This is a genomic window from Paludibacter sp. 221, from assembly GCF_010501035.1.
Lineage (GTDB): Bacteria > Bacteroidota > Bacteroidia > Bacteroidales > Paludibacteraceae > QVMH01.
On the sequence record NZ_QVMH01000011.1, the window covers coordinates 14,257 to 37,692 of the forward strand.

A 23,436-nucleotide genomic window follows, 5' to 3' on the forward strand; every position below is an offset into this window, starting at 1 on the left:
CTCCACATAAAAAATCAGAGATTCATTCTGATTCTCCATTCCTGAGGATAAAGATTGTTGCACCTGTTTCCTAAATTCTTAACCCAGCCTAACGGTTGATTTTTATATGTCAACAGCACATAGCCTCTGTTAGCATCCGGCAAAACCACATTTTCTCTTTTCAGATAAGCTATAGCAGTCTTATAATCTATCTCGCACCCGCTTACAGAATCCAAGTTCAAAAATTTAGACAGGGCTACGCTTATATCCGGAATAAAATCTTTACCTTTAATATTCCCCAACGTTATTCCCGAGTGCAAAACCTTCAAACGATTTGCGATAAAAGAATAATCATCCACCCTGTTCGTATAACAAGCCTTTACCTTATCTTCTTCAACGTACACAGTAAAATCCTCTGTTTTCAACAACTCAAAAGGTAAAATCCCATTATATGGCATCTGCTTTATTCCGTTTTTCCCCGTTTTTCTCGAAAATTTAAAATCCGGAGTAAAATCCTTTTTTCTTAATACCGAAATAAAAAACCCCTCGCCTCGCGTCTTATGAGGATAAAACCGATACCCGCAATCCGTTTGGGTTATCTGGTTTAGTCCCGCTAAATCCACCCTCAGAAGCTCCGCCCCTAAGTTTTCACATATCCACTTCACATTTTCCTCGTTTTCCTCCCTGTTATACGTACAAGTACTGTAAACGAGAATGCCATCATCCTTTAACGATGACCATACGTCGGTTATTATATTTTTCTGACGCTCGGCGCAAAGTTTAACATTTTGCTCCGACCATTCTCCAATTGCATTCGGGTCTTTCCGAAACATACCCTCGCCCGAACAGGGAGCATCAACCACTATTGCATCAAAGTACCCACCGATGCCAACAAAGTCGCCCGGCTTATTATTCGTTACAACAACATTAGCATTACCCCACTTTATAACATTTTCAGCCAGTATATTGGCACGCGAGCGGATAATTTCATTAGACACCAGTAACGCATTTTCGGGCAAGGCTTGCGACAAAAGAGTGGATTTTCCACCCGGAGCGGCACATAAATCCAACACCCTATCAGCATTTGCAAAATACTGCTTTACAACCTGCGTCAAAAACATGGAGCTCGCCTCCTGCACATAATAAACCCCACAATGAAACAGAGGGTCGGCAGTAAAAACAGGGCGTTCGTTCAAGTAATAACCATCTGCGCACCAAGGCACATGGTCGGCAGATGGCGCATAATGCATTTTATTATTCACCCTCACACTTACAACTGCAGGAGAATCCAACGCTTTCTCAAAAAAGGAGTATTCATCTCCTAAAATTTCTTTCGTCCTTTGTATAAATGCTTCGGGTAAATTCATTGATTCTATTTGTTTCTATAGCGATACAAAGATAAAATTAAATCATTAAGAGCTTGTCTAAATTTTACTCGCAAAGTAAATTTTGGTAATTTTTTAGGGAAATTTTGACTTCATTTTACGATTTTAGCAGGCTAAGTAAGTAAAATGAGAGGTGAAATTTAGCCACACCCAACTTCGTGTCACAAAAAAGAACATAATTTATTAGGGTAACCGCATCAAAATTACATTCTATGCACCAAATTCATCAGATATCGTTCTTTCGTTTCTCGCTCTCAAAGTCCCTCTCTTTGAGAGAGGGATTTAGGGAGAGTGCTGATATTCTCATACCTTTATTACTTTGTCCTCGAGCCGGACAGGCTCTTCCTTTTTCCTATAGCTGAAAAAGGAAGCAAAAAAGCCACCGCTACACCTGCTTCGCTAANGCTTTGCTCGTCAAACAGCAAATCCTGTTTAACGCTACGTTACGCTGAATTTCTTAACGCTCACCAGCTGAGGCGGAAAGGTTAGCTACGACTACGAAAGAATAAAATAGCAATTCTGCATATTTTGATACGGGTGCCCTTATAATTTATTGCGGAAAAGACATATGCGAAACTATAATAGTTTCTTTGTGGAAATTTATACAAGCTCTAAACATTTTGTAATATCTTTGCATTCCGTATAAATGATTTTCCGAAGTAATGAAAAAAAACATAGCCATCATTGCGGGAGGCGATTCCTCCGAAATAGTAGTTTCTCTAAAAAGCGCAGCGGGTATTTATTCGTTTCTCGATAAAAACCGCTACAATGTTTACACCGTAATTCTCACAAAAGAAAAATGGGAAGTGGAGATATCAGAAACCGAAAAAACACCTATCGACAAGAACGATTTCAGTTTCGTCCACCATAATGAAAAAATAAATTTTGACTTTGCCTACATCACCATTCACGGCACACCGGGCGAAAACGGTATACTTCAAGGCTATTTCGAACTGATAGGGCTACCCTATTCCACCTGCAATGTATTGGTTTCGGCACTTACATTCAACAAATTTGCGTGCAACCAATACCTGAAAGGATTCGGTGTAAAAATTTCCGAATCCATACTTTTGCGCAAAGGCCAAAGCGTTTCGGACGAGGGAGTAGTAACGAAAATCGGCATCCCCTGCTTTATCAAACCCAACGTAGGCGGAAGCAGTTTTGGCACTACCAAAGTAAAGTCGAAAGAAGAAATACAACCTGCCATACAAAAAGCCTTTGCCGAAGGCGAGGAAGTGCTTATCGAAGCATTTATGAAAGGTACCGAAGTAACCTGCGGAGCGTACAAAACAGCTAAAAACAGCGTAGTATTTCCTATTACGGAAGTTGTAAGCCACAACGATTTTTTCGACTTTGATGCCAAGTACAATGGTCAGGTAGAAGAAATTACCCCTGCCAGAATAAGCGAGGGACTAACCCACCGCATTCAGCAATTAACATCAGCCATTTATGACATATTAGGCTGCAAAGGAATTGTACGCATTGATTATATTATAACAGAAGGCGAGGTTATCAACCTGCTCGAAGTGAACACAACACCCGGAATGACTACAACCAGTTTCATTCCGCAACAAGTAAACGCAGCAGGACTAAGCATGACCAACGTTCTGACTGAAATTATAGAAAACGAATTAAAATAAAGTTACGAGTTAATAGTCACCAGTTACAAGCATAAAACAATGAAAACATTATCAGAAATCCAAGCTATTTTAGCCGACGAAATAGAAAAAATAGACCTTGCCAAAGAACCGCAAGGAGTTTACGCCCCTATCAAATATATCCTCTCGCTTGGTGGTAAACGCATCCGTCCGGCATTGGCATTGCTTGCCTGCAACCTTTTCTCGGAAGACATCGTACCTGCCATAAATCCGGCTTTGGGAATCGAGATTTTTCACAACTTCACCCTGTTGCACGATGATATAATGGACAAAGCCGACGTACGCCGCGGCAAACCTACCGTTCATAAAAAATGGGACGAAAACACGGCTATACTGTCGGGCGACGTTATGCAAATCATTGCTTACCAGTACACATGCAATGTGCCCGAAAAAGAGCTGAAGCGTGTATTGGACGCATTCTCGCAAATGGCTACCGAAATTTGCGAAGGCCAGCAATACGATATGGATTTCGAAAAAAGGCAGGACGTAAAGCCGGAAGAATACCTGAATATGATTCGGTTGAAAACGGCTGTACTATTAGGAACCGCGCTGAAAATAGGAGCTTGGCTGGGTGGCGGAAACGACACGGATGCGCAACTATTATACGATTTTGGCATTAATATAGGGCTTGCTTTTCAGCTAAAAGACGACTGGCTGGATGTGTATGGCAACGAGGAAACATTCGGCAAAAAAATAGGCGGGGATATACTTTGCAACAAAAAAACATATATGCTGATACAGGCTACCCTGCTGGCACAAGGAGAAGATGCTAAAGAACTGAGCACGTGGCTCGAAAGCAACGATTCGCCAAAAGAAAAAATCGACGCAGTTACAGCCATATACAACAGGTTGGGGGTAAAGAAAGTATGCGAAGAAAAGATGGAATATTTTTACGAACGAGCTATAAAATGCCTCGAACAAGTAAATACGCCGGAAGCCAAAAAGCAAGAATTGAGAAATTTAGCAAAAAAATTGATGTCGCGTAACGAATAATATTTTATCTTTGTAGAGTATATTTCACTTTATTCACTAATTAAGCATGCCTTACCGCCGATTGCCAAATACAGACAAAGCCCGCTTGAGAGCATTGAAAGCAGCGATAATGCAGTCAGAAAATCAAACGTTTGGTAATGAAGTGATTTCTTTCAACACTGTTTTTGAACTTAAAAATACTTTCCGCCTTTTCGACAGTCAGGTTATTCAATATCAAAAAACCCTCGAAAACCAAGTAACAGCCAACAAGCAATACCAGCAAATAGTGCAAAATGCGCGTATGTACATTTCGCACTTCATACAAGTATTCAATCTGGCAGTTATAAGGGGCGATATTAAACCGGAACAGAAACTGCTTTATCAGTTAGACCCTGAGGTACATAATGTACCCGACCTAAACTCTGATACAGCGTTGCTGCATTGGGGCAAATGTATTATCGACGGCGAAAACGAACGGGTACGCAATGGCGGTGTGCAAATTTACAACCCAACCATTACCAAAGTAAAAGTACACTACGAAATTTTCAAAGAATATAATACAAACCACAAATTATATCAAAACACCACTACCCGCAACAGGCAAGAACTTGTTGCACTTCGCGAAAAATGCGATAAGCTCATATTAGATGCTTGGAACCAAGTTGAAGAAAAATTTAAAAACGAGCCGCCTCATCTACGTCTGAAAAAATGTCAGGAATTCGGACTCATATATTATTACCGCAAAGGAGAAGAGAAAACAACAGAAAACTAAGAGTTTAAATTTATCGAAATAAATTTGAGCCATTATTTATTATCAAGTTTTTTTCCGATATTTGCAACCTCCAAAATTATAAAATCATTTTAAATATATTATTTGCTTAAATTATTAATTGTTGTGTACGGCCGTGAGGTTTAAACAACTAAAAAAACTCAAAAATGGAAAAGTCAGAATCTAGACCAAATTTCAGAAAACAAGAACAGGATGGTGAGCGTCCATCAAACAAACCATTGCAATTAAGAAAAAAAGATGCCGATGGCAATTTCGAAAGAAAAAGCTATACCTCTTCAAACTACGGCGACAGAAAACCTTATGGCAACAACGACCGAAAGCCATATGGAGGAAACAACGACAGAAGACCATACAACAATGATAGAAAACCATACGGCAGAGGAGATGGTGAAAGAAGGCCATACGATGGAAACAGCGAAAGAAAACCGTACGGAGGCGGAGACAGAAAACCATTCAACAGCTACGAAAAAAGGCCATATGGCAATAGAGGTGAAAACCGCCCTTATAACTCAAACCGGACAAACGACGGACAAAGACGCTATGGAGACAATCAGGGATACCGCCCTCGCAGCAACAATTACGGGCAAGACAATCAAGGCGAAACTGTAAGGTACGATGACAACAATAAAAAAATAGTATTCCGCAAACGTAAAAACATATCGGACGGTACGGAAAGAAAAAGTTTTGTTGCATACCGCGAAGAAGTTGACTTAACTAAACCGGTACGTTTAAACAAGTTCCTTGCAAACTCAGGCACATGCTCACGCCGCGAAGCCGACGAATATATACAAGCCGGAGTAATATCCGTTAATGGTGAAATTGTAACCGAACTGGGAACTAAAATACTACCGACAGACAAGGTAATGTTCCATAACGAAACCGTCAGAAGCGAGCGCAAAATATATCTATTACTAAACAAACCGAAAGATTGCGTTACTACGGTAGAAGATACACAAGAACGTAAAACCGTGATGGATATGGTTAAAAACGCATGTAGCGAACGTATATATCCGGTAGGGCGTCTGGACAGGAATACAACAGGAGTGCTGCTGCTGACAAACGACGGCGATTTGGCTTCGCAGTTGACCCATCCTAAATTCGAGAAAAAGAAAATCTACCACGTCACATTAGACCGCGACTTTGAAAACGAAGATTTCGAGAAGCTGCTGAACGAAGGTGTAGAACTGGAAGACGGCATTATCAAAGCCGACGATTTAGCATACATCAAAGAAGACAGCAAAAACCAAGTGGGGATAGAAATACACTCAGGAAAGAACCGTGTAATCAGAAGGTTATTCGACAGTCTGGGATATAAAGTAAAGGGACTTGACCGAGTTTACTTTGCAGGGCTGACCAAAAAGAACCTGCCTCGTGGCAAATACCGCTTCCTTACAGGTAAGGAAATCAGCATGCTAAAAATGGGAGCTTACAAATAAAAACAAGCAAGCTCGCATTAATCCAAACAAAATAAAAAATATCAAGGAGACTGTTCCCATGTGGGGTTCAGTCTCTTTTTCTGTTATAAGTTCATATATTCATCCCGCTTATATTTCGGGAGTTTCTTAAAAACTAAGAATTAATACTAAAAGGAAAAAAATGTTTTCAAAATAGCTTTTCCCGAAAAAAATACGGATATTTGTAAGGATAGCAGTAAAAATAATATGAAAACAATATAAAATAAAGATTTATGAGTACAACAGATATCCGCAACCTGAAACCGGAGATGCTCTGGAAAAACTTTTATGACATCACTCAGGTACCCCACCCATCGGGAAAAAAAGATGAAATAGGTGCATTTTTAGTAAATTTTGGCAAATCGTTGGGCTTGGAAACCATACAAGACGAGATAGGAAACGTATTGATACGCAAGCCGGCCACTCAGGGTATGGAAAACCGCAAGCCGGTAATTCTGCAAGCCCACATGGATATGGTGCCACAGAAAAACAACAATGTGAAGCACGATTTTGAGAAAGACCCTATCGACGCTTATATCGACGGCGACTGGGTGAAAGCTCACGACACCACACTTGGAGCTGATAATGGAATTGGGCTTGCCGCCGCTATGGCTATTTTGCAATCGAAAGATATACCACACCCTGACTTGGAAATGTTCATTACTGTGGATGAAGAAACGGGTATGTTCGGAGCATTTGCCTTGCAGCCTAACTTCTTGAAAGGTGAAATACTAATGAATCTGGACTCGGAAGACGAAGGAGAATTGTACGTAGGATGCGCAGGCGGATTGGATGCAAACATCACCTTCCGTTACAAAGAAGAAGCTGTGCCCGAAGGAGACGTGGCTCTAAAAATATCGCTTACAGGGCTTAAAGGAGGACATTCCGGAATAGACATTATCCTACAGCGTGCAAATGCAAACAAACTGATGTTCCGCTTTCTGAAAAAAGCCGTAGCCGAATGTGAAGCCCGCCTTGCTTCTATCGACGGTGGAAGTCTGCGCAACGCAATACCGCGCGAAGCATTTGCAGTAATTACTGTACCTGCTGATGGGGTGGACGATATTGTGGATTTGGTAAAAGAATGTCGCGAACTATTTATCGAAGAATACAAGTCGAAAGAAGACGGTATCGTTTTCGATGTGGAAGAAACCACCATGCCAAAGGGCTTGATGCCCGAAGAGATACAAGACGACCTGATTAACGGAGTTACAGCCTGCCCTAACGGTGTATTCCGATTTATAGATGAGGTACCCGGCGTGGTAGAAACGTCGAACAATCTGGCAATTATAAAATCCGACGGCGAAAAAGTAGAACTGAAATCGCTGATACGCAGCTCTGTCGAATCACGGAAAGAAGAACTGGCTTCGATGATTGAAAGCGCGTTCGCATTAGCGGGAGCTAAAGTGGAATTTTCGGGAGGCTATCCCGGTTGGGAGCCAAATATGCAATCGCCAATCCTGCAAACGATGAAGAAAGTTTATCAGGATAAATTCGGAAAAGAGCCAAAGGTAATGATTATCCATGCCGGACTGGAGTGTGGTATATTAAGCACCCATTACCCCAAAATGGATATGATTTCGTTCGGGCCTACGATACGCCACCCACACTCGCCCGACGAAAAAGTGAACATACCTACTGTCGAAAAATTCTGGGAATACCTGCTGGCAACATTGGCTAATATTCCCGTAAAAGAATAAAACCGGTTTAACAGACCCGTATACGACAATCACATATAAAGCAAAATCCCGATTTCTGACGAAATCGGGATTTTTTATATCTAAGTAGGACAGTTTTATCAAGTTAGCATACTTAATAATATACCGGCCGCTACCGCCGAACCGATAACACCCGACACGTTAGGCGCCATAGCATGCATAAGCAAGTGGTTGCCTTTGTCCGCTTTCAGTCCCTGTTCCTGAGAAACACGCGCTGCTGCCGGTACGGCCGAAACACCTGCTGACCCAATCAACGGGTTGATTTTGTTATCCCCTTTTAAGAACAAGTTCATAAGGCGTGCAAACAAAACTCCACTGGCTGTTGCTATTGCAAAAGAAACCGCACCCAGTATAAATATTTTCAAAGAATAATCGGTCAAGAATCCTTTGTTTACCAATTCGCCGGTTATCGGGTCTTCAATCATACGTACAGCCTGTGTAGAGGCTCCTACCGTAAAACCTAACAAAATAGTAACTACATTCATCAAAGCATTACGGGCTGTATCAGCCAAACGCTCAGTCACTCCCGACTCTTTCAGCAAGTTACCGAAAAACAACATTCCCAACAAGGGCAAAGCACTTGGTACAATGAATGTGGTTAATATCAAACCTACAATAGGAAAGATAATTTTTTCGGCTTTCGATACTTGGCGAGGAGCTTTCATCCGTATAAGACGCTCTTTTTTTGGTATCAACAACCTCATGATAGGCGGTTGGATAAGTGGTACAAGTGCCATATACGAATAAGCTGTAATAGCAATAGCACCAATTAAGTGCGGAGCAAGTTTTGATGTAAGGAAAATAGCTGTAGGCCCGTCGGCACCACCGATAATACCGATTGCACCTGATTCTTCAGGAGTAAATCCTAAAGCATAAGCACCGATGAAAGTTATAAAAATACCTACTTGTGCCGAAGCTCCCAGTAACATTAATTTGGGATTCGAGATTAATGAAGAAAAGTCGGTCATGGCACCAATTCCCAAGAAAATCAAAGGAGGATACCAACCCATTCTTACTCCACCATACAGTATATTGAATACAGACCCCTCTTCGTATATACCCACTTCATAACCTTCGGTAAAGGGGATATTTCCCACTATCATACCAAAACCTATGGGTACAAGCAACAAAGGTTCCCATTTTTTCACAATACCTAAGACTATAAAAACCACCCCGATAATTATCATAATGAGGCTTTTATAATGAAAGTTTGCAAATCCGGTAGTAGCCCAGAATTTCCCCAAGCTACCCATTATCGAGTGACCTCCTCCGGTACTTCCTTGCGCCATCATTTGGATAGGAAACACCATCAGTATCAGAAAAATGATAATGGTCGTTCTGTTTAATTTATTATGTTGTTTCATCATAAGGCTTATTTTATTCGATTTCAAACAACACTTCATCCTGCAATACTGCTTTACCCTCAGGTGCATTTATTTTTACAATAGTACCGTTAGTTTCGGCAAGTATATTGTTCTCCATTTTCATCGACTCCAATACCATCAACAAATCACCTTCTTTAAATGTGTCGCCGGGTTTTACCACCACCTTGAACACGCTTCCGGGAAGCGGTGACTTAATTGTTTTTGAACTTGGTTTTTTTGTTTCCTCTACCGGAGTCATTTTTTCGCCGGCAACTTTAGGCGCATCTGCATTAGATACTTCGCTGCGAACTAAAATCGGAGTTTTGGATGTTTTAATTTCCTGATGTATTTTCACGGAATAAGGTGTGCCGTTTACTTCTAACTTGGCATTTTCACCTTCGACTTTTTTTACGTTAACTTCGTATTTTGAGCCGTTTATCTCAAAGCTAAATTTTTTCATCTTGTTATAATTGAAAACCGAAAATTGAAACCTGAAAATGACACTTTGAATTTATAATGTTCATTTTTCATTCTTCATTTTTCAATTTTTGTTTTTTATCTATTCAAATTTGTAAGTCCATATATTTTCGAATTCCAAGGAGAATAGCGTCTTTCAATGCGCTTGATAGTAATTACATTACTTTCCTTATCATGCACATCGTCCAAAAACAGGTGCAGTGCCATAGCAATGGCTGCTATTTCCGAAGCAGGGATATCTGACGGAGCTATCGCATCGTTAGGTATATCTACTCGCTTCTCTATACGTTTTTTCGAACTTTTCACACTCAAATTGCCTGTGAGTTTAAAAGCCAAAGACAATACTGCCAGTGATGAAAACACAATAAGAACACTCGTAAGCGAAGCTATCAATATATCGCCCCATTCCATTGTTGCATTAAGTATAATCATAACTTATAAATTATAATGGGATATTACTATGTTTTTTCAACGGATTAGCCAGCTTTTTGGTTTGCAATGCTTGAAACGCACGAATTACACGGAAACGGGTATTGCGCGGCTCGATAACATCGTCGATATAAGCATACGATGCTGCATTATACGGATTGGCGAAAGCAGTATTATATGCTTCTGTTTTTTCTGCAATATATTTTGCTTTTTCTCCGGCATCTTCCATTTTAGCAATAGCGCGTCCTTCCAACACTTCGATAGCACCCGAAGCACCCATAACTGCAATTTCGGCAGTTGGCCATGCGTAATTAAAGTCGCCGCGAAGCTGCTTGCTGCTCATCACGCAGTGCGCTCCTCCGTACGACTTACGAAGCGTAACCGTTACTTTAGGCACAGTAGCTTCGCCATAAGCAAACATCAGCTTTGCACCGTGAGTAATGATACCCTGATATTCTTGCGATGAGCCGGGTAAGAATCCGGGAACATCTACCAAGGTAAGAATAGGAATATTAAAGGCATCGCAGAAACGAACAAAACGAGCTGCCTTGCGCGAGGCATCGCAATCAAGCACACCTGCCAAGAAATTAGGCTGGTTTGCAATGATACCGGTCGACTGTCCGTTGAAACGGGCAAAACCAACTACGATATTCTTTGCATACATGCGATGCACTTCCAAAAACTCTTCATTATCTACAATAGCATGGATAACATCTTTTACATCATATGGTTGATTTGGATTATCAGGTATGATTTCATTAAGCGAGTCTTCCAAGCGGTCAATCGGGTCGTTGGTATTGAATAAAGGAGCCTCTTCCAAATTGTTTTGAGGAATGTAAGAAAGCAATTTACGAATCATCATCATCCCCTCTTCTTCTGTCTGCACTTTGAACTGGGCAACTCCCGATTTTTTAGTATGTACGTCGGCACCTCCCAAGTCTTCGGTAGTAATATCCTCATTTGTAACCGATTTTACAACTTTAGGGCCGGTTACAAACATGTAACTGTTGTTTTCAGTCATCAAAATAAAGTCGGTCAAAGCCGGAGAGTAAACTGCACCACCTGCACATGGGCCATAAATAGCCGAAATCTGAGGTACAACGCCCGATGCCAGAATGTTACGTTGGAAAATCTCTGCATATCCTGCCAATGCGTTCACACCTTCCTGAATACGAGCACCTCCCGAATCGTTGATTCCAATTATAGGCGCACCCATCTTCATTGCCATGTCCATCACCTTGCATATTTTCATTGCCATTGTTTCCGACAACGACCCTCCGAATACGGTAAAATCTTGCGCATACACATATACAATACGCCCGTCAATAGTACCATGCCCTGTAACAACACCATCACCAAGGTATTTTTCGTTTTCCATACCGAAGTTGTGGCAACGATGCGTCACAAACATATCAAGTTCTTCAAAACTACCTTCATCCAAAAGCATGTCGATACGTTCGCGTGCTGTATACTTTCCTTTTGCATGTTGGGATGCGATACGTTTCTCGCCACCTCCTAATTTAGCCTCTGCGCGTAAATCAATGAGTTTTTTAATCTTTTCTTTATTTTCCATCTCTACAATTTGGATTTTTTTATCGTGTTTTTATGATATATATACGATTGATAATTTATTTATTCGGATTTTCACAAAGCTCGGTCAACACACCAAATGTAGATTTAGGATGTAAAAATGCGATATTCAAACCTTCGGCACCTTTACGGGGTTGTTTGTCTATCAGCAAAACTCCTTTTTCGGCAAGTTCATCCAGATTTTCCTGCAATCCTTCTACAGCAAACGCCACGTGCTGGATACCTTCGCCTTTTTTCTCGATAAATTTACCAATAGGCCCTTCAGGGTCGGTAGATTCCAGCAATTCTATTTTAGTACTTCCTACCTTAAAAAAAGCAGTTCTTACTTTTTGTTCTGCCACTTCTTCGATAGCGTAGCACTTTAACCCTAAAACGTTTTCATAAAACGGAATCGCATCATCAAGGCTTTTTACAGCAATTCCTAAATGCTCAATATGTGTAAGTTTCATATAAAATGTATAATAATTGAAAAATTAATAAATTCCTAAATCCTTGGCAAACAAATAAATAAAATCACTTATAAAGAAAACGACAAAAAACAATTAAAGAATTTTTTCCGTATTTCACTAAAAACCACAAATGTACAGCAAAAATTTCTCATAATCAACCAAATAATATACATTTTTTCATTATTTTATTAGCCGTTGATTTTCAAATCAATACAGCATTTACAAATTCCTGCGAATGTTTGTTTCCAATCGCCATGAGCAAAATAATTCGCTAATTTCAGCAAACCTGAAATATCTTTTACATTCCGAAGAATTAAACTTCAAAAGAAATTTAAAAATCAAAGCAACCGAATCAAAAATTGACGGATAATACTATCAAGCATCTATACCGAATTTCGTAGCCGAAAATTTACAGGAGCCAATCTTTTCCCCCTTTTGTAAATCAAGTAAAAAGCGTACCTTTGCACGTCGTAAAAAACGATTTTTGCTTTAGTTTGTAATCTTTTGAATATCAGCATATAGATGAGTTTTGAATCAGAAATAAAACGCCGTAGAACTTTTGCCATCATTAGTCACCCCGACGCGGGAAAAACAACCCTGACCGAGAAATTACTCCTTTTCGGAGGAGCTATTCATGTGGCGGGTGCAGTAAAATCCAACAAAATAAAAAAGACCGCTACCTCCGACTGGATGGAGATAGAAAAACAGCGTGGTATCTCTGTAGCTACTTCGGTTATGGGTTTTGAGTATCGCGATTATAAAATAAATATATTGGATACTCCCGGTCACCAAGACTTTGCCGAAGATACTTACCGCACGCTTACCGCTGTAGATAGTGTTATTATTGTGGTAGACGTGGCAAAGGGCGTGGAAGCGCAAACACGTAAATTGATGAATGTGTGCCGGATGCGTAATACTCCGGTCATTATATTTGTAAATAAACTCGACCGCGAAGGGCGTGATTCATTCGACTTGCTTGACGAATTGGAGGCTGAGTTGGGTATTCAGGTATGCCCGCTTAGCTGGCCTATCAGTATGGGAGCTTCATTCAAAGGGGTTTATAATATCTACGAACAAAACCTGCACCTTTACACACCCAACAAGCAAGCCATCAGCGAGGCTATTTCTTTTTCGGATATAAATAATCCCGAACTCGAAAACCATATCGGTGAAATGAACGCAATAAAACTGCGCGAAGACCTTGAAATTGTAAACGGGGTTTATCCTGAGTTTGATTCGGAAAAATACTTGGCAGGTGAGCTTGCACCTGTGTTTTATGGCAGCGCGCTGAATAATTTTGGGGTAAAAGAATTGCTTGATTGTTTTGTAGAAGTAGCTCCGTCGCCGCTTCCTGTGCAGGCTATCGAGCGCGAGATTAGTCCTTACGAAGACGCTTTCACCGGATTTATATTTAAAATACACGCCAATATGGACCCTAACCACAGGAGTTGTATTGCGTTTGTAAAAATATGTTCGGGTAAATTTGAGCGTAATGTGAATTACAAGCACGTACGGCATGGCAAGATGATGCGTTTTTCGAGCCCTACAGCATTTATGGCACAGAAGAAAGAGACTGTAGATGAAGCGTATGCAGGCGATATTGTAGGCTTGCCGGATACGGGTACATTCAAAATAGGTGATACGCTTACTTCGGGCGAACAATTGCATTTTAAAGGCTTGCCGAGCTTCTCTCCTGAAATGTTCAAATACATTGAAAATGCCGACCCGATGAAGACAAAGCAACTGGAAAAAGGCATTGCACAATTGATGGACGAAGGTGTTGCACAATTATTCATCAACCAGTATAACAACCGAAAAATTATAGGTACTGTAGGACAACTCCAATTTGAGGTAATACAATACCGCTTGCTGCACGAGTATGGAGCGCAATGTCGCTGGGAATCCGTTTCGTTATTCAAAGCATGCTGGATTGAGAGTGATGACGAAGCCGAACTGGAGAACTTTAAAAAACGTAAAGCCCAGTATATGGCAATAGACAAGGAAGGGCGGGATGTCTTTTTGGCAGATTCTTCGTACGTGCTGCAAATGGCGCAAAACGACTTTAAAAACATACGCTTCCACTTCACATCCGAATTTTAATAAAATGTTATTAAATTACCTGATTATTGGTAATTAAATTCATCAAAATTATTGTAATTTCGCCTTTGAATTAACTCAGTAAATATTTACACAAAACAAGTCCGGATACTATAAATATTTGTACGAATTTTGTACTTCGTTATCAGGTATTTTAAATTGAAAGATAAAAAGTGTAAGAGGTTGTTTAAATTTTACTCGCAAGATAAATTTTGATGATTTTTTAGGGAAATTTTGACTTCATTTTACGATTTTAGCGGGCTAAATGAGTAANAGTAAAATGAGAGGTGAAATTTTACAAAAAAGGACATAATTTATTGCGAAAAAGATATATTCAAAACTATAATAGCTTCTTTGTGGAAAATTTAAACAACCTCTAAGTAAAAAAATAAATTCTATTATTATGAAAGCTTTAGTAAAACTTCGTCCGGAAAAAGGTATCTGGATGCAAGATGTTCCGGTGCCCGAAATAGGCGTGAACGATGTATTGATAAAAATAAAAAAGACTGCTATTTGCGGTACCGACCTTCACATTTACAAATGGGACGATTGGTCGCAGGCTACTATTAAAACGCCTATGACTATCGGACACGAGTATGTGGGCGTAATTGTCGATAAGGGTTCGGGGGTAAAAAACCTTGAAATAGGCGACAGAGTAACCGGCGAGGGGCATATTGCATGTGGTCATTGTCGTAACTGCCGCCGTGGCAAACTACACGTTTGCGAAAACACAACAGGTGTAGGAGTCGACCGTGATGGGGCTTTTGCTGAGTATCTGTCGCTTCCTGCCGAAAATGTTGTTCGTCTGGATGACAGAATTCCTGACGAAATGGCTTCAATCATGGACCCGTTTGGAAATGCTACTCACACAGCACTTTCGTTCCCATTGTTGGGCGAGGATGTGCTGATTACAGGTGCAGGGCTTATTGGCAGTATGGCTACGGCTATTTGTCGGTTTGCAGGTGCACGCAATATCGTTGTCAGCGATTTGAGCGATTACCGTTTGGACATTGCTAAAAAGATGGGGGCAACTCTGACTATCAACCCTACTAAGGGCGAAACCGTAGCTGGTGCCATCAAAAAACTGAATATGCATGGTTTTGATGTCGGGCTGGAAATGTCAGGCTCACCTGTTGCTTTCAGAGAAATGGTAGAAAACATGTATAACGGCTCTAAGATTTCGTTATTAGGTATATTACCAAGCAACACCACTGTAGATTGGAATAAGATTATATTTAAGTCGCTGACTCTGAAGGGCATCTACGGACGTGAAATGTGGGAAACATGGTATCAGATGGAGCAAATGCTTATCACCGGTATTGACCTTTCGCCTATCATTACACACCGTTTTAAAGTAGACGATTTCCAAAAAGGCTTTGACGTGATGGAATCGGGCGAATGTGGCAAGGTAATTTTAGACTGGGAATAATAAGTTTCAAAATTGACTAATCCTAAAAATTCGTTACAGGTTTTAATTAGTCAAAATATTAATAAAAAAACCAGAGGCTGAACGTGTTCAGCCTCTGGTTTTTTTATTATTTTATTCCCAGCTTTTTCTTAACATCTTTTGGTATCGCATCCTTATGCACCATTATATTCATCGTTTTTTGTTGTACGAACGACTCGCTTGCGTACCATATTCCTTTGTATTTGCTATCAGTACCCCACGAGTTTTTTACCATATAATACTTTGTTCCGTTCTGGTCTTTCGCAATACCATATATCAGCATGCCGTGGTCGTCGGTAGTTTCGTAGTTATCAAAACCCTGTTGACGAAGTTCCTGAGTTACCTTTATTTCAGGCTGAGGAGTATTTAATTTATAAATAGAATCCAACATCTGTTTTTCAGAGATATTCAACCAGCGCGCTTGGTCGCTGCCGGGCAGGTTATCTATACGGGTTTCAGGATTTACCGCGATACCATTCCGGCTAAACCCCCTCTCGCTCACGTCCGAACCCCATGCAAGCGCGTAACCATTATTAATTGCATTGTCGAATACTTGCATAAATTCATCCAAAGGCAAGTTATAAGATTCGCCCCAACGCCAGTTGTCAGGTATCTCCAACGCAAATTTTCCATAAAAAGGATGATGAGTGTATGATGTCAATGACACATAATCGTCAAAATTCAGCCCCAGCGATTGAGCATATGATTGTGGTGTATATTTCTTGCCATTCAATGCAAATTCAGTAGGTAATTCACCCAGATAAGCATCCAAAACTCCATCGAATCCTTTTTTCCAGGCTGTAGAAAGTTTTTTGTTCTTATTTTGAATAACCGCTTTTACATAAGCTGAGGTGACGGCATCCAGTTCGCCATGTTTATGCATATTCTCTCCATAATTCAAACCCGGCATAAGTGATTCGGGCACAATCCCGTAATTTTTCAACACATATAATACATCGTGAAACGAGCCTCCTGCCGAAAAATTAAGAGCACCGTGCATACGTACGTACTTTTCAGCTTGGTCGGAATATGAGTGATACACAACAAACATTTCGGATAAATCAACTTCGGGCTTACCCAGACGTAGTAATTCAGCCTCGAAAAGCCCTAAGCCCGAAAAACTCCAGCATGTGCCGGAACTCGACTGATTTTTCACCGGAGTAATAGGCAGTTCTTTTACAACCGTAAAGCGGAAAGTGTCAACAGGCGCAGTATCTTTCTTTTCCTGTGCATTTATAAGAGAAAAACTACAAATAAATAAAAACGTAAATAAAACTATTTTTTTCATTATATATACTTTAAAAATTATTCAAGGTTAAGAAATTGTTTAAATTTAGCTCGCAAAATAAATTATGATGATTTTTTGGAAAAATTTCGGATTCGTTTTGCGATTTTAGCGGGCTAAATGAGTAAAACAGAAGACGGAATTTTACAAAAAAGGGCATAATTTATTGCGAAAAAGGGGATTCAAAGATAATTATATTGTTTATGGTAAATTTAAACAGTTTCTAAATACTAAGGAGTCACAAACAGAAAAAAGTGTTTAAAATCAGGCTTAAACTCACACTTGCTTATGCACTACACAAAACGTGCCTGATGCCTTACTTACCAGTTTCCCGTCACAATAAATTTCGCACTCGCTGAAGTGTATATTACGCCCGGCTTTCACTACCGTACCTTTAGCCACAAGCTCGTTTCCCCACGCTGCACGCAGAAACGACACTTTAAGTTCGGCCGTCAGCACATCCTTGTCAACCGGAGTCATTGTATAAGCAGCAAAGCCGGCTACCGTATCGGCCACAGCAGCTAAAATTCCGCCGTGAATCACCCCACTATACTGGCGTTGTTCATCATACAAGGGCATTCTTGCCTCTACAAATCCTTCCTCTACTTTTTCAAACCTTATATCCAGATGCTTCACATAGGGATTTCCGTTCACCCTGTCTATCAGTTTTTGTTTTACCTGTTCATCCATTTTCTTCCATTTCTATATTAAGTTTACAAAGGTACTAATTAAATCACCAACATGCCAAACCATACAGAAACAGCACAAAATCAAACAAATATCCATCCGAAACATCTATTTTATTACAAAAAACATTTTTTTAACTCCAAATATTAACAAAAAGAAAAACATCAAATAACTCGTTTTATTAAATGATATTTTGTATTTTTGCAACAATTTGCGCTATTTATTATTTTTAACAAGACAAGTAAAGTTTATCTTTTACGCAAAAGCGTTCGCATATGAGTATAATTGACATACATGACAAAAAATTTTCTTTATCAATACCGGAAACTGACATTCAGGAATCCGTAAAAAGGGTTGCTGACCAAATCAACCAAGACCTGATTGATAAAGACCCTTTGTTTATATGCGTGCTTAACGGTGCTTTTATGTTTGCAGGCGACCTGATGAAACAAATAAATATCCCCTGCGAAATCACATTCGTCAAACTATCTTCATATGAGGGTTTGTACACCACCGGAAAGGTAAAAGAAGTAATAGGACTGAATGAAAACATAGTGGGACGCAACATTGTAGTAGTCGAGGATATTGTAGACACAGGCGTTACGATGGAGAAAATAATAGCTTCGCTTACTGCCAAAGGAGCAAAGGAAATAAAGATAGCCACCTTTTTGCAAAAGCCCGATGCTTTGCAGCGCGACATTACAATAGACTATGTAGCCATGAAAATACCAAACGATTTCATTGTAGGGTACGGATTGGATTACAACGGATATGGACGTAATTTGAAAGATATATATACAGTTGTGCAAGAATAAAGCCAACTATCTGAGAAATTGACTTTAATTTCACAGCTTGTAAACAAACATAGGTATTATTTTGAAAGTAGAAAAATGCTGAACATCATTATTTTTGGTGCACCCGGAAGCGGAAAAGGCACACAGAGCGACTTGATTAAAGAAAAATATAATCTCCTACACCTGTCGACAGGTGATTTGCTACGCGCTGAGATAGCCTCGGGCAGCGAGTTGGGTAAAATAGCCGACAGCTACATATCAAAAGGGCAACTTGTGCCCGACGAAATGATTATTGAAATTCTGGACAATGCCATCGAAGAAAAAGAAAAAAACGGAAAATACAACGGTATTATTTTAGATGGCTTTCCACGTACAGTAGCTCAGGCCGAAGCGTTGGAACTATTGATAAAAAAACGCAACAGGGATATAACCATTCTGCTCGACCTGATGGTTGAAGAAAATGAGCTGGTTGAACGATTGGTTAATCGTGGAAAAACATCAGGACGCTGCGATGATAATTTGGAAACAATAAAAAAACGACTTGAGGTTTATCACGAAAAAACAAAACCTGTGAACGATTATTACAAAAAACAAAACAAATATACAGTAATCGATGGTTCAGGAAACATCGACAATATATTCGACAGGGTATGTAAGGTAATCGACATTATAAACGAAGACGAAAACGTCGCTTCCTGACAGCAAGCTTTTTTTTAAAAAAAGGAGGAAACATTCAAAACAAGAGTATATTATTACCGAGATAAAACAAGGCAAGACAGATAAAACCTTTTGTCTTGCTTGTTTTGTTTAAAAAGGAAGATATTCAACTCTAAAATAATAAAACACAACACATGGCTGGTTCTAATTTCGTTGACTACGTAAAGATATATTGCCGTTCGGGCAAGGGAGGAGCAGGCTCTACCCACCTTCACAGGGAAAAATATGTACCCAAAGGAGGCCCCGACGGGGGCGACGGCGGTAAAGGCGGAAGCATCATCCTGCGAGGAAACAAAAATTACTGGACGCTGATTCACCTACGCTACACACGCCATATTTATGCCGGAGACGGAGAATCGGGAGGGGCAAGCCGTAGCTTTGGGAAAAACGGAAAAGACGAAATAATAGACGTACCATGCGGAACTGTGGCTTACGATGCCGAAACAGGTGATTTTATTTGCGACATAACCGAAGACGGACAAGAAGAAATACTGCTGAAAGGCGGGCGGGGCGGACAAGGCAACTGGCATTTCCGCACGGCTACAAACCAGACTCCACGGTTTGCACAACCGGGCGAACCACGCACCGAGAAAACCATTGTTTTACAGCTCAAGATACTTGCCGACGTAGGACTGGTAGGTTTCCCAAATGCCGGAAAATCGACCCTGCTTTCGGTAGTTTCGGCTGCAAAGCCCGAAATAGCAGATTACCCTTTTACCACCCTTGTACCTAATCTTGGTATCGTATCCTATCGCGACAATAAGTCGTTCGTAATGGCCGACATACCGGGAATTATAGAAGGTGCAGCCGAAGGGCGTGGATTGGGGCTTCGTTTTCTGCGGCATATCGAGCGCAATGCCATTCTGCTATTTATGATTCCTGCCGATAGCGATAACATATACGAGGAGTACAGCATATTGCTGAATGAACTTAAAAAGTACAATCCCGAACTGGTGGAGAAACAGCGCATACTGGCTATAAGCAAGTGCGATATGCTGGATGATGAACTGATAGCCGAGATGAAAAAAGAAATTCCACAGGACATACAAACCGTATTTATTTCGTCGGTAACAGGGCTTGGAATCGTGGATTTGAAAGACCTGATATGGGACGAACTGAACAAGGAATCGAACAAGGTAATTGACATCACCCACCGCCCAATGCAGGTAGAAACAAAAGAGGAAATAATGGACGATGATGATTATTTTATCAATGGTGAAGATATTGAATTTGATGAAGAAGAGGAGGACGACGATGACGAGGATATCAGCCGCTACAAAGGTATAGGCTGGGACGACCCGCTTTAAATCCGGCATAAAAAACCCCTGAGGCTTAACGCATGTATTCGTCCGAGTTATTAAATGGTTTTCCCGAATTGATACATCTCAGCACTACCCGTGCGGGTGGAGCAAGCACGGGCGATTACCGCTCTTTCAATCTGAGTCCATATACGGGAGACAATCCGGCGCATTATACGGAAAACAAAAATATACTTTGCGAAAGAGCCGGCATCAGCCCCGAACGCTTAATCATTCCATTTCAGACACACGGCAATGAAATACGCGAGATAAACGAATCCTTTTTTCAAATGGATGAAAGTGCAAAAACGGATTACCTGTATGGTGTTGACGCACTCTTTACAAACGAAAAAAATATCTGCATAGGAGTTACCACAGCCGACTGTGTTCCCCTGCTGTTTTACGACAAGCATAAACACGTTGTAGCGGCTGTCCATGCCGGATGGCGTGGAACATGCTTGCGCATTGCCGAAAAGGTTATCAACACCTTTCGGGAAAAATACAACTCCAATCCCCACGATATTTACGTAACCATCGCCCCTTCTATCTCAGCCGATGCCTATGAAGTTGGCGAAGAACTAACCTCCAACTTTGAACAAGCCGGATTTCCCGTATCCAAAATTTTCAGGAAAACAGAGAACAAATATCATTTAGACCTCTGGAAAGCCAACAAATGGCTACTCACAGAAAACGATATCCCTGAGGCTCAAATTGAAACCGCTGGAATATGCACCTATACCAACCATAAGGATTTTTTCTCTGCCCGCCGCTTAGGAATCCGGTCGGGACGAATGCTTACCGGCATCATGATGAAAAAATAAGGGCTCGCAAGTAAAATAAAAACATATTTATTATTATAGCTTTTAATAATTTAGTACCTTTGCACTCCTGAAAAAGAGCTAAGTAAAAACGATGAAGAATATCCGCAATTTTTGTATCATAGCACACATTGACCACGGTAAAAGTACTTTGGCCGACAGGCTTTTGGAATACACCAAAACCTTAGCGGAAAAAGATATTCAAGCACAGGTACTTGACAACATGGATTTGGAGCGCGAACGGGGAATAACTATTAAAAGCCATGCTATACAGATGAATTACAATCTGCATGGAGAAGAATATACATTAAACCTGATTGACACTCCGGGACACGTTGACTTTTCATACGAAGTATCGCGCTCTATTGCTGCCTGCGAAGGTGCATTGCTCATAATAGATGCTACGCAAGGCATTCAGGCACAAACCATATCCAACCTGTATATGGCTATTGAGCACGACCTTGAAATCATCCCTGTGATGAACAAGATGGACATGGACAATGCGATGCCCGAAGAAGTAGAAGATCAGATTATCGACTTATTGGGCTGCAAACCTGCCGACATTATCCGTGCAAGCGGAAAAACAGGCATGGGCGTGGAAGAAATACTTCACGCTATTGTAGAACGCATCCCTGCGCCTAAAGGCGACCCGGATGCTCCGCTTCAATGCCTGATTTTCGACTCGGTATTCAACCCCTTCAGGGGGATTATCGCTTACTTTAAAATAGTAAACGGCACTATGTGCAAGGGCGATTTAGTAAAGTTTATCGCTACCGGCAAGGAGTATGATGCCGACGAATTAGGGATACTAAAGCTCGACATGGTTCCTAAACAATGCCTTAGTGCAGGGAATGTTGGGTACATCATATCAGGCATTAAAACATCGAAGGAAGTAAAGGTAGGCGACACTATCACCCACGTGAAACGCCCTGCCACGGAAGCTATAGACGGATTCGAGGAGGTGAAACCTATGGTATTTGCAGGAGTTTACCCTATCGACACGGAAGATTTTGAAGACTTACGGGCTGCAATAGAAAAACTGCAGTTGAATGATGCTTCGCTTACTTTCGAGCCTGAATCGTCGGTAGCATTAGGATTCGGATTCCGTTGCGGATTCCTCGGTATGCTTCACATGGAAATAGTACAGGAACGGCTCGACCGTGAGTTCGACATGAACGTAATCACAACCGTACCAAACGTTTCATACAAAGTATATACTAAAAAAGACGAATTGCTCGAAGTGCACAACCCTTCGGGATTGCCCGATATTATGGCCATCGACCGCATTGAAGAACCGTATATCAGGGCATCTATCATTACCAAGACCGACTATATAGGTCAGATTATGACTTTGTGTTTAGGCAAAAGAGGTGAACTCATCAAGCAAGAATATATTTCGGGCAACCGGATGGAGTTGATATTCGACATGCCGTTGGGCGAAATAGTGTTCGACTTTTATGATAAGCTGAAAAGTATATCGAAAGGATACGCCTCGTTCGATTACCACATGAATGGTTACCGCCCTTCGAAACTGATAAAACTCGATATTTTACTGAATGCCGAGCCTGTAGATGCTCTTTCGTCATTGATTCATGTCGACAATGCAGTATCGTTAGGACGCCGTATGTGCGAAAAGCTGAAAGAATTGATTCCACGCCAGCAATTCGATATTGCCATTCAGGCTGCAATAGGAGCAAAAATCATTGCCCGCGAAACGATTAAGGCCGTACGTAAAGACGTTACCGCCAAATGTTACGGAGGTGATATAAGCCGTAAAAGAAAACTATTGGAAAAACAGAAAAAAGGAAAAAAACGTATGAAGCAAATCGGTTCGGTCGAAGTTCCACAGAAAGCCTTCTTAGCTGTTCTTAAACTCGACTAAATCAAAACCCATATAGGATTCCGAAGGCTTCATACCGCATGAAGCCTTTAATTTTTCGCAAGATTAGGTAAAAAGTCCTACTAAATTGAACATATTTTCTACATTATAAAGAATAATTCGTTGTTACTTTGCATTTCTATTTTCAT

At 40.7% G+C, this 23,436-nt stretch carries 20 protein-coding genes; 12 read left to right on the forward strand and 8 right to left on the reverse strand.

What is annotated here, in order from left to right; translation table 11 throughout:
• Positions 1 to 14: 14 nt before the first annotated feature.
• On the reverse strand, positions 15 to 1,346 hold the full coding sequence (locus D0T49_RS03985) for an rRNA cytosine-C5-methyltransferase (RefSeq protein ID WP_163629298.1): 1,332 nt from the start codon (positions 1,344 to 1,346) through the stop codon (positions 15 to 17).
• A 680-nt stretch (positions 1,347 to 2,026) separates the two neighbouring features.
• Between D0T49_RS03985 and D0T49_RS03990 the strand changes: the two genes are divergently transcribed.
• The 5 genes from D0T49_RS03990 to D0T49_RS04010 all read left to right on the forward strand — a co-directional run bounded on the left by D0T49_RS03990 (position 2,027) and on the right by D0T49_RS04010 (position 7,938).
• The gene (locus tag D0T49_RS03990) at positions 2,027 to 3,004 is read left to right on the forward strand and encodes a D-alanine--D-alanine ligase (protein ID WP_163629299.1); all 978 of its coding nucleotides are present in this window, start codon (positions 2,027 to 2,029) and stop codon (positions 3,002 to 3,004) included.
• A gap of 39 nt (positions 3,005 to 3,043) precedes the next feature.
• A complete protein-coding gene (locus D0T49_RS03995) occupies positions 3,044 to 4,015 on the forward strand; it encodes a polyprenyl synthetase family protein (protein ID WP_163629300.1) in 972 nt (323 codons plus the stop codon).
• 109 nt (positions 4,016 to 4,124) lie between these two features.
• The gene (locus D0T49_RS04000; protein ID WP_370519589.1) at positions 4,125 to 4,766 is read left to right on the forward strand and encodes a hypothetical protein; all 642 of its coding nucleotides are present in this window, start codon (positions 4,125 to 4,127) and stop codon (positions 4,764 to 4,766) included.
• A 164-nt stretch (positions 4,767 to 4,930) separates the two neighbouring features.
• On the forward strand, positions 4,931 to 6,220 hold the full coding sequence (locus D0T49_RS04005) for a pseudouridine synthase (RefSeq protein ID WP_163629302.1): 1,290 nt from the start codon (positions 4,931 to 4,933) through the stop codon (positions 6,218 to 6,220).
• A gap of 251 nt (positions 6,221 to 6,471) precedes the next feature.
• Positions 6,472 to 7,938: an aminoacyl-histidine dipeptidase gene (locus D0T49_RS04010; protein ID WP_163629303.1), complete on the forward strand. Its 1,467-nt coding sequence runs from the start codon at positions 6,472 to 6,474 to the stop codon at positions 7,936 to 7,938.
• A 98-nt stretch (positions 7,939 to 8,036) separates the two neighbouring features.
• Here the strand turns inward: D0T49_RS04010 and D0T49_RS04015 are convergent, their stop codons facing one another.
• The 5 genes from D0T49_RS04015 to mce all read right to left on the reverse strand — a co-directional run bounded on the left by D0T49_RS04015 (position 8,037) and on the right by mce (position 12,265).
• A complete protein-coding gene (locus D0T49_RS04015) occupies positions 8,037 to 9,209 on the reverse strand; it encodes a sodium ion-translocating decarboxylase subunit beta (RefSeq protein WP_370519596.1) in 1,173 nt (390 codons plus the stop codon).
• Between the two features lie 124 nt (positions 9,210 to 9,333).
• Positions 9,334 to 9,780, reverse strand: coding sequence for a biotin/lipoyl-containing protein (locus D0T49_RS04020; RefSeq protein ID WP_163629304.1), 447 nt, complete (start codon positions 9,778 to 9,780; stop codon positions 9,334 to 9,336).
• A gap of 95 nt (positions 9,781 to 9,875) precedes the next feature.
• Positions 9,876 to 10,229 carry an OadG family protein gene (locus tag D0T49_RS04025; RefSeq protein WP_163629305.1) on the reverse strand — a complete coding sequence of 118 codons (354 nt, stop codon included), beginning with the start codon at positions 10,227 to 10,229 and terminating at the stop codon, positions 9,876 to 9,878.
• Between the two features lie 10 nt (positions 10,230 to 10,239).
• Positions 10,240 to 11,799: an acyl-CoA carboxylase subunit beta gene (locus tag D0T49_RS04030; protein WP_163629306.1), complete on the reverse strand. Its 1,560-nt coding sequence runs from the start codon at positions 11,797 to 11,799 to the stop codon at positions 10,240 to 10,242.
• Positions 11,800 to 11,854: 55 nt separating this feature from the next.
• Positions 11,855 to 12,265, reverse strand: a complete 411-nt coding sequence (mce, locus tag D0T49_RS04035; protein WP_163629307.1) for a methylmalonyl-CoA epimerase — start codon at positions 12,263 to 12,265, stop codon at positions 11,855 to 11,857.
• A gap of 522 nt (positions 12,266 to 12,787) precedes the next feature.
• On the opposite strand from mce, the gene D0T49_RS04040 reads away from it, so the two are divergent.
• A complete protein-coding gene (locus tag D0T49_RS04040; RefSeq protein ID WP_163629308.1) occupies positions 12,788 to 14,365 on the forward strand; it encodes a peptide chain release factor 3 in 1,578 nt (525 codons plus the stop codon).
• 400 nt (positions 14,366 to 14,765) lie between these two features.
• Complete coding sequence (gene tdh, locus D0T49_RS04045) at positions 14,766 to 15,791, forward strand: L-threonine 3-dehydrogenase (protein ID WP_163629309.1); 1,026 nt, start codon at positions 14,766 to 14,768, stop codon at positions 15,789 to 15,791.
• Between the two features lie 106 nt (positions 15,792 to 15,897).
• Here tdh and D0T49_RS04050 read toward each other — a convergent pair whose 3' ends face one another.
• Both D0T49_RS04050 and D0T49_RS04055 read right to left on the reverse strand, forming a co-directional pair.
• Positions 15,898 to 17,097, reverse strand: coding sequence for an aminopeptidase C (locus D0T49_RS04050; protein WP_163629310.1), 1,200 nt, complete (start codon positions 17,095 to 17,097; stop codon positions 15,898 to 15,900).
• A 273-nt stretch (positions 17,098 to 17,370) separates the two neighbouring features.
• A complete protein-coding gene (locus tag D0T49_RS04055; protein WP_163629311.1) occupies positions 17,371 to 17,784 on the reverse strand; it encodes a PaaI family thioesterase in 414 nt (137 codons plus the stop codon).
• A gap of 272 nt (positions 17,785 to 18,056) precedes the next feature.
• Here D0T49_RS04055 and hpt point away from each other — a divergent pair, with 272 nt between their 5' ends.
• From hpt to lepA, 5 genes are all read left to right on the forward strand, one after another.
• Positions 18,057 to 18,596: a hypoxanthine phosphoribosyltransferase gene (gene hpt / locus D0T49_RS04060; RefSeq protein WP_163629312.1), complete on the forward strand. Its 540-nt coding sequence runs from the start codon at positions 18,057 to 18,059 to the stop codon at positions 18,594 to 18,596.
• 75 nt (positions 18,597 to 18,671) lie between these two features.
• Positions 18,672 to 19,274 (forward strand): adenylate kinase, encoded by a 603-nt coding sequence (locus D0T49_RS04065; RefSeq protein WP_163629313.1) that lies wholly within the window; start codon positions 18,672 to 18,674, stop codon positions 19,272 to 19,274.
• A 152-nt stretch (positions 19,275 to 19,426) separates the two neighbouring features.
• The gene (gene obgE, locus D0T49_RS04070; protein WP_163629314.1) at positions 19,427 to 20,599 is read left to right on the forward strand and encodes a GTPase ObgE; all 1,173 of its coding nucleotides are present in this window, start codon (positions 19,427 to 19,429) and stop codon (positions 20,597 to 20,599) included.
• Positions 20,600 to 20,631: 32 nt separating this feature from the next.
• The gene (pgeF, locus tag D0T49_RS04075) at positions 20,632 to 21,411 is read left to right on the forward strand and encodes a peptidoglycan editing factor PgeF (RefSeq protein ID WP_163629315.1); all 780 of its coding nucleotides are present in this window, start codon (positions 20,632 to 20,634) and stop codon (positions 21,409 to 21,411) included.
• Between the two features lie 91 nt (positions 21,412 to 21,502).
• Positions 21,503 to 23,290: a translation elongation factor 4 gene (lepA, locus tag D0T49_RS04080; RefSeq protein WP_163629316.1), complete on the forward strand. Its 1,788-nt coding sequence runs from the start codon at positions 21,503 to 21,505 to the stop codon at positions 23,288 to 23,290.
• The last annotated feature ends 146 nt before the right edge of the window (positions 23,291 to 23,436 follow it).

Coding starts and splice junctions, on each gene's coding strand:
- D0T49_RS04030 (WP_163629306.1), bottom strand. CDS start 11,799: ATGGAAAATAAAGAAAAGATTAAAAAACTCATTGATTTACGCGCAGAG.
- D0T49_RS03995 (WP_163629300.1), top strand. CDS start 3,044: ATGAAAACATTATCAGAAATCCAAGCTATTTTAGCCGACGAAATAGAA.
- D0T49_RS04065 (WP_163629313.1), top strand. CDS start 18,672: ATGCTGAACATCATTATTTTTGGTGCACCCGGAAGCGGAAAAGGCACA.
- lepA (WP_163629316.1), top strand. CDS start 21,503: ATGAAGAATATCCGCAATTTTTGTATCATAGCACACATTGACCACGGT.
- D0T49_RS04000 (WP_370519589.1), top strand. CDS start 4,125: ATGCAGTCAGAAAATCAAACGTTTGGTAATGAAGTGATTTCTTTCAAC.
- D0T49_RS04020 (WP_163629304.1), bottom strand. CDS start 9,780: ATGAAAAAATTTAGCTTTGAGATAAACGGCTCAAAATACGAAGTTAAC.
- mce (WP_163629307.1), bottom strand. CDS start 12,265: ATGAAACTTACACATATTGAGCATTTAGGAATTGCTGTAAAAAGCCTT.
- D0T49_RS04005 (WP_163629302.1), top strand. CDS start 4,931: ATGGAAAAGTCAGAATCTAGACCAAATTTCAGAAAACAAGAACAGGAT.
- D0T49_RS03990 (WP_163629299.1), top strand. CDS start 2,027: ATGAAAAAAAACATAGCCATCATTGCGGGAGGCGATTCCTCCGAAATA.
- D0T49_RS04050 (WP_163629310.1), bottom strand. CDS start 17,097: ATGAAAAAAATAGTTTTATTTACGTTTTTATTTATTTGTAGTTTTTCT.
- D0T49_RS04025 (WP_163629305.1), bottom strand. CDS start 10,229: ATGATTATACTTAATGCAACAATGGAATGGGGCGATATATTGATAGCT.
- D0T49_RS04010 (WP_163629303.1), top strand. CDS start 6,472: ATGAGTACAACAGATATCCGCAACCTGAAACCGGAGATGCTCTGGAAA.
- obgE (WP_163629314.1), top strand. CDS start 19,427: ATGGCTGGTTCTAATTTCGTTGACTACGTAAAGATATATTGCCGTTCG.
- hpt (WP_163629312.1), top strand. CDS start 18,057: ATGAGTATAATTGACATACATGACAAAAAATTTTCTTTATCAATACCG.
- D0T49_RS04015 (WP_370519596.1), bottom strand. CDS start 9,209: ATGGGTAGCTTGGGGAAATTCTGGGCTACTACCGGATTTGCAAACTTT.
- pgeF (WP_163629315.1), top strand. CDS start 20,632: ATGTATTCGTCCGAGTTATTAAATGGTTTTCCCGAATTGATACATCTC.
- D0T49_RS04040 (WP_163629308.1), top strand. CDS start 12,788: ATGAGTTTTGAATCAGAAATAAAACGCCGTAGAACTTTTGCCATCATT.
- D0T49_RS03985 (WP_163629298.1), bottom strand. CDS start 1,346: ATGAATTTACCCGAAGCATTTATACAAAGGACGAAAGAAATTTTAGGA.
- tdh (WP_163629309.1), top strand. CDS start 14,766: ATGAAAGCTTTAGTAAAACTTCGTCCGGAAAAAGGTATCTGGATGCAA.
- D0T49_RS04055 (WP_163629311.1), bottom strand. CDS start 17,784: ATGGATGAACAGGTAAAACAAAAACTGATAGACAGGGTGAACGGAAAT.